This window comes from Pseudomonas sp. K5002, assembly GCF_013386655.1.
Taxonomy (GTDB): domain Bacteria; phylum Pseudomonadota; class Gammaproteobacteria; order Pseudomonadales; family Pseudomonadaceae; genus Aquipseudomonas.
In genome coordinates this window covers 1-4,935 of record NZ_JACARK010000365.1, presented here as the reverse complement: position 1 = coordinate 4,935, position 4,935 = coordinate 1, and the positions used below count along the sequence as shown (strand labels likewise).

The window sequence follows — 4,935 nt, the reverse complement described above, 5'->3', positions numbered from 1 at the left end:
GCTGGCGAGCAACGTCTTACCGGTGCCCGGTGGCCCGCTGAGCAACAGGTTGTGGGCGCCCGCCGCAGCGATCAACAGCGCACGCTTGGCTGCCAGTTGGCCCTGCACTTCACTCAGGTCCGGGTAGGGTTTGTTCAAGTACATCAGGCCGCTGGAGACGAAGGGCTCGATCGGCACGTGACCGTTCAGGTGCGCCACCACTTGCAGCAGATGATCCACCGCAATCACCTTCAACCCCGAAGCCAGGCAGGCTTCCTCGGCATTGGCCCGTGGCACGATCAAGGTGCGCCCGACCTTGCGCGCCGCCAGGGCTGCCGGCAACACACCTTTCACCGGCCGCACCTCACCGGACAGCGCCAGCTCGCCCAGGCATTCCACGTTGTCGAGGGTCAGCGCCGGTACCTGCACGCTGGCGGCGAGAATCCCCAGGGCAATCGCCAAATCAAAACGCCCGCCGTCCTTGGGGAGGTCGGCGGGTGCGAGATTGAGGGTGATGCGGCGGGACGGGTATTGCAGCGCAGAATTGAGAATGGCGCTGCGCACGCGATCTTTGCTTTCCTTGACGGCGGTTTCCGGCAGGCCCACCAGCGTCAGCGACGGCAAGCCGTTGGCCATGTGCACCTCGACAGTGACGGCGGGCGCTTCGACGCCTATCTGGGCGCGGCTGTGGACGATGGCGAGGGACATGCTGGTTCCTTGAAATGAGTGGCCGCTTCCTGCGGTTTTTCAAGGGTAGTCGAGTGATGGCGGCGCGCGGCGGCGAGGTTTTACAGAACGTATCGCGCTAGCGGTCCGACGGCGGCACACACAGAAACTCCTTCGCCAACGTCAACCACGCCTGCGCCGCAAACGACAATTTGCACTGGCGCCGCCACGCCAGCATCAGTCGCCAGTTCAGGGCCGGCGACTGTATTTCCGCGATGCTGAACTGGCTCGCATCAAGGGTTTCGCAGAATGCCCGGGGCAGCAGGGTGATGCCCACGCCCAGTCGTACCAGGGAGGCAATAAAGTCCCATTGGCTGCTGCGGCCACTGATCCGCGGCTCAAAACCGGCTTGTGCACAGGCATCAAGTACGAATTGGTTCAGGGTGAAGGTGTCATCGTAAAAGATGAATTCGCAGGCTTGCAGTTCGCTCAGCTCCACCGAGCTGCGGCCTTGCCAGGGCGAGTCATGGGGCGCGAGCAGGCACAGTGGCGATTCGAACAAGGGCATGGATTCGAATTCGGACCAGATGTCCGCCACGCGCGGCGAGTCCAGGATGGTGCCGAACTCCAGCGTGCCCTGGCGCAGATCCTGGATGGTGATATTGCCGCCGCTTTCAAACAGTTTCAGTTCGATCTTCGGGTAACGGGCGTGATACTCCGCAAAGATCGGCGCCAGTGCGAGGTGGGTAGAGGGCGAAAGCCCCATGCGCAGGGCGCCGCGCCCGACATGCTGCAAGTCTTGCAGCTCTACCGTCATTTCATCGTGCAGCGCGATCATTTCCTTGGCGCGCTTGAGCACAATTTCCCCGGCGTCCGTCAGGGTGAAGCGTTTTCCCATGCGGTCGAGCAGCTTCAGGCCCAGGCTCGACTCCAATTGCTGCACCATCTTGCTGACTGTTGGCTGGGTCAGGTGCAGCTTCACAGCGGCTTTGGTAAAGCTCTGCTGGTCGACGACTTCTACGAAATAACGGAGCGCCCGAATGTCCATCTTGCATTCCAATTTTGCATGGTTTTCATAATATTAATTCATTATATCTTTAAAAAATGGCTGGATAAGATTTGTTACATCTGTTCCCAGCCAGCGCTTCCATGACGCCTTAAGGGCCTTGCCAGACGCTTCCATGGCCAGATTTCTCGCAGTGTATGAATCAAAGGCAACGCTATTTCTGGAGAGCAACTGTGCTTAACAAAACGCGTCATTCTTTTTCCGGTTCTGATGAGATGTCTCAGGGAGCGCGCTTCGTTAAGGAGTTGCTGGCGCAGGCGCAGATCGAGGTCAACGGGCCATCGGCTGCCGATATGCAACTGCACCACAGTGCCACATTTGATCTCGCCCTGGCCAAGGGCAATCTTGGCCTTGGCGAAGACTACATGGATGGCGGCTGGGACGCCGAGGCGCTGGATGAGTTTTTTTTCCGCCTCATGCGCTCCGGCGTGATCGACCAGGCCAACCCGGCCACCTTGTTGTTTCACGCGTTCAGCTCCCGCTGGCTGAACCTGCAAAACAAGAAACGCGCCTGGCAAGTCGGCGAAGCACATTACGACCTCGGCAATGACTTCTACGCACGCATGCTCGACTCGCGCATGACCTACACCTGTGGCTACTGGAAAGATGCCACCACCCTAGAGCAGGCGCAGTTCGCCAAGCTGGACCTGATCTGTAAAAAACTGGGGCTCAAGCCGGGCATGCGCGTGCTGGATATCGGCTGTGGCTGGGGCAGTTTCATGAGTCATGCGGCCGAGCACTATGGGGTCGAGTGTGTCGGCGTGACCATCTCCAAGGAGCAGGCGGAGTGGGGGCGGGCCAAGTATTCACATCTGCCGATCGAGTTTCGTCTGCAGGACTATCGGGATATCGACGAGCAGTTCGACCATATCGCCAGTGTCGGCATGTTCGAGCATGTGGGGCGCAAGAACCATCGGGCGTATATGGAGGTCGCCAACCGCTGCCTGAAAGACGATGGGTTATTCCTGCTACACACTATCGGCAAGAACCAACGCAACAGCACGCCGGATCCGTGGATCGACAAATACATCTTTCCCAACGGTGATTTGCCCTCGATCGGGCAGATCGGCGACGCCATGGACGGGTTATTTGTTGCCGAGGATTTGCACAACTTTGGCGCCGACTACGACAAGACGCTGATGGCCTGGTGCGAAAACTTCGAACTGGCGTGGCCGGATTTCGCAGACACCTTTGGCCAGCGTTTCTACCGGATGTGGCGCTATTACCTGCTGTCGTGTGCAGGGGCGTTTCGCGCGCGGGATATCCAGCTGTGGCAGTGGGTATTGTCGAAGAAGGGGGTTGTCGGCGGGTATCAGCGGGTGAGCTGAGGGTTGCAACGGTTTAACGGGGACAGGTGAAACCTGCCCCGGTTGGGCCGGCTTATTCGGCGGCAGGCGTCAATCGCGCTTCCAGCTCCGCCACCTTGGCCTCAAGGCTTTCCAACCGCGCCCGAGTGCGCGCCAGCACCACCATCTGGCTATCAAACTCTTCCCGGCTTACCAGGTCCAGCTTGCTGAAACCGCTTTGCAGCAGTGCCTTGAACTGGCTTTCAATTTCATTGCGTGGCAGCGGCGTGTCGCTGCTGAACAGGCGGGAGGCGTGGCCGCTCAGGGCGTCGAGGAGGTCTTTGGGCGCGAGCATGGGAAATAGTCCGGAAAATCTGTTGGCCGGCAGTGTATCACGCAGCGTCTATAGTCTTTTCCAGCCCCTGCGGCGCACGCTTTTCGCGCATGAGGACGGGCGGTCGCGCACCGTTTTCGTGCGTATCTTCGCTGTCGTGGCGCCCGGTAGGTGGGCACAGGCGAACAAAGGACTGATTTCAGTGATTTTTACGGAGCTGGCAAGCTTTCTGCTTAGACGATCATGACCCATGCACTGATGCAGTCGCTGTGACGATGCAGTGCGCCGACGGACCAGCGGTACATGTTTCGTCACCAGTGGTTAGCGAGCGTCGCAATGGCAAATGCCAGGGCGACGAAGCGTTACAAAGCCAGGCACTGCGCTTAGACTTGAGACGGGTTTGTTTTCCTGGGGCAAGTCCACCAATTCGGGAGAGAGTTTTCATGAAGCTAGTCACTGCCATCATCAAGCCGTTCAAGTTGGACGATGTACGCGAGTCACTGTCCGAGATCGGCGTGCAGGGCATTACCGTTACTGAGGTCAAAGGCTTCGGTCGGCAGAAGGGTCACACCGAGCTGTATCGCGGCGCGGAATACGTGGTCGATTTCCTGCCAAAGGTGAAGATTGATGTCGCCATTGACGACAAGGATCTTGACCGGGTTATCGAGGCGATAACCAAGGCCGCCAACACCGGCAAGATCGGTGACGGCAAGATCTTCGTGGTCAATCTGGAACAGGCTATTCGCATCCGTACCGGCGAAACCGATACCGACGCAATCTAAGCCGCCAAACCCCAACGCCCCAGGAGAAAACAATATGACTCTGCGTAAATTCGCAGGGCTAGGAGCCCTGTTGTCCCTCGTAATGCCGGCCCTGGCCATGGCGGCGGACCCAGTACCTGCTCCAGTCCTCAATTCCGGCGACACCGCGTGGATGCTCACGTCCACCGCGCTGGTGCTGTTCATGACCATTCCAGGCCTCGCGCTGTTCTACGGCGGCATGGTTCGCTCGAAAAACATTCTTTCCGTGATGATGCAGTGCTTTGCCATCACCGGCCTGATCACCATCCTGTGGTTCGTGTACGGCTACAGCATGGCGTTCGACACCACCGGTATGGAAGCAGGCGTCGTCAACCTCAACTCGTTTGTGGGTGGCTTGTCCAAACTGTTCCTCTCGGGTGTGACCCCGGCCAGCATCACCGGCCCGGCGGCGTTGTTCCCTGAGGCCGTGTTCGTGACCTTCCAGATGACCTTCGCGATCATCACCCCGGCGCTGATCGTCGGTGCATTCGCCGAGCGGATGAAGTTCTCCGCGATGCTGATCTTCATGGGCGTCTGGTTCACCCTGGTCTACGCACCGATCGCCCACATGGTATGGGGCGGTCCGGGTTCGTTGCTGGGCGACTGGGGCGTGCTCGACTTCGCAGGCGGCACCGTGGTGCACATCAACGCCGGTGTGGCCGGCCTGGTAGCGTGCCTGGTACTCGGCAAGCGTAAAGGCTTCCCAACCACCCCAATGGCCCCGCACAACCTCGGTTACACCCTGGTGGGCGCGGCGATGCTGTGGGTCGGCTGGTTCGGCTTCAACGCCGGCTCCGCTGCTGC

General features: G+C 59.5%; 6 protein-coding genes. 3 read left to right on the top strand and 3 right to left on the bottom strand.

What is annotated here, in order from left to right; all coding sequences use genetic code 11:
- On the bottom strand, positions 1–687 hold a 687-nt coding region (locus HX846_RS17580), incomplete at its 3' end, for a magnesium chelatase domain-containing protein (RefSeq protein WP_178965794.1).
- Positions 688–784: 97 nt separating this feature from the next.
- On the bottom strand, positions 785–1,693 hold the full coding sequence (locus tag HX846_RS17575) for a LysR family transcriptional regulator (RefSeq protein WP_003208779.1): 909 nt from the start codon (positions 1,691–1,693) through the stop codon (positions 785–787).
- 263 nt (positions 1,694–1,956) lie between these two features.
- On the opposite strand from HX846_RS17575, the gene cfa reads away from it, so the two are divergent.
- Positions 1,957–3,039: a cyclopropane fatty acyl phospholipid synthase gene (gene cfa / locus HX846_RS17570; RefSeq protein ID WP_003208781.1), complete on the top strand. Its 1,083-nt coding sequence runs from the start codon at positions 1,957–1,959 to the stop codon at positions 3,037–3,039.
- 52 nt (positions 3,040–3,091) lie between these two features.
- On the opposite strand, the gene HX846_RS17565 is transcribed toward cfa, so the two are convergent.
- Positions 3,092–3,301 (bottom strand): accessory factor UbiK family protein, encoded by a 210-nt coding sequence (locus HX846_RS17565; RefSeq protein ID WP_371103568.1) that lies wholly within the window; start codon positions 3,299–3,301, stop codon positions 3,092–3,094.
- 473 nt (positions 3,302–3,774) lie between these two features.
- On the opposite strand from HX846_RS17565, the gene glnK reads away from it, so the two are divergent.
- On the top strand, positions 3,775–4,113 hold the full coding sequence (gene glnK, locus HX846_RS17560) for a P-II family nitrogen regulator (protein WP_002555808.1): 339 nt from the start codon (positions 3,775–3,777) through the stop codon (positions 4,111–4,113).
- 34 nt (positions 4,114–4,147) lie between these two features.
- The coding region (locus HX846_RS17555) for an ammonium transporter (protein ID WP_178965793.1) at positions 4,148–4,935 on the top strand (788 nt) is incomplete at its 3' end.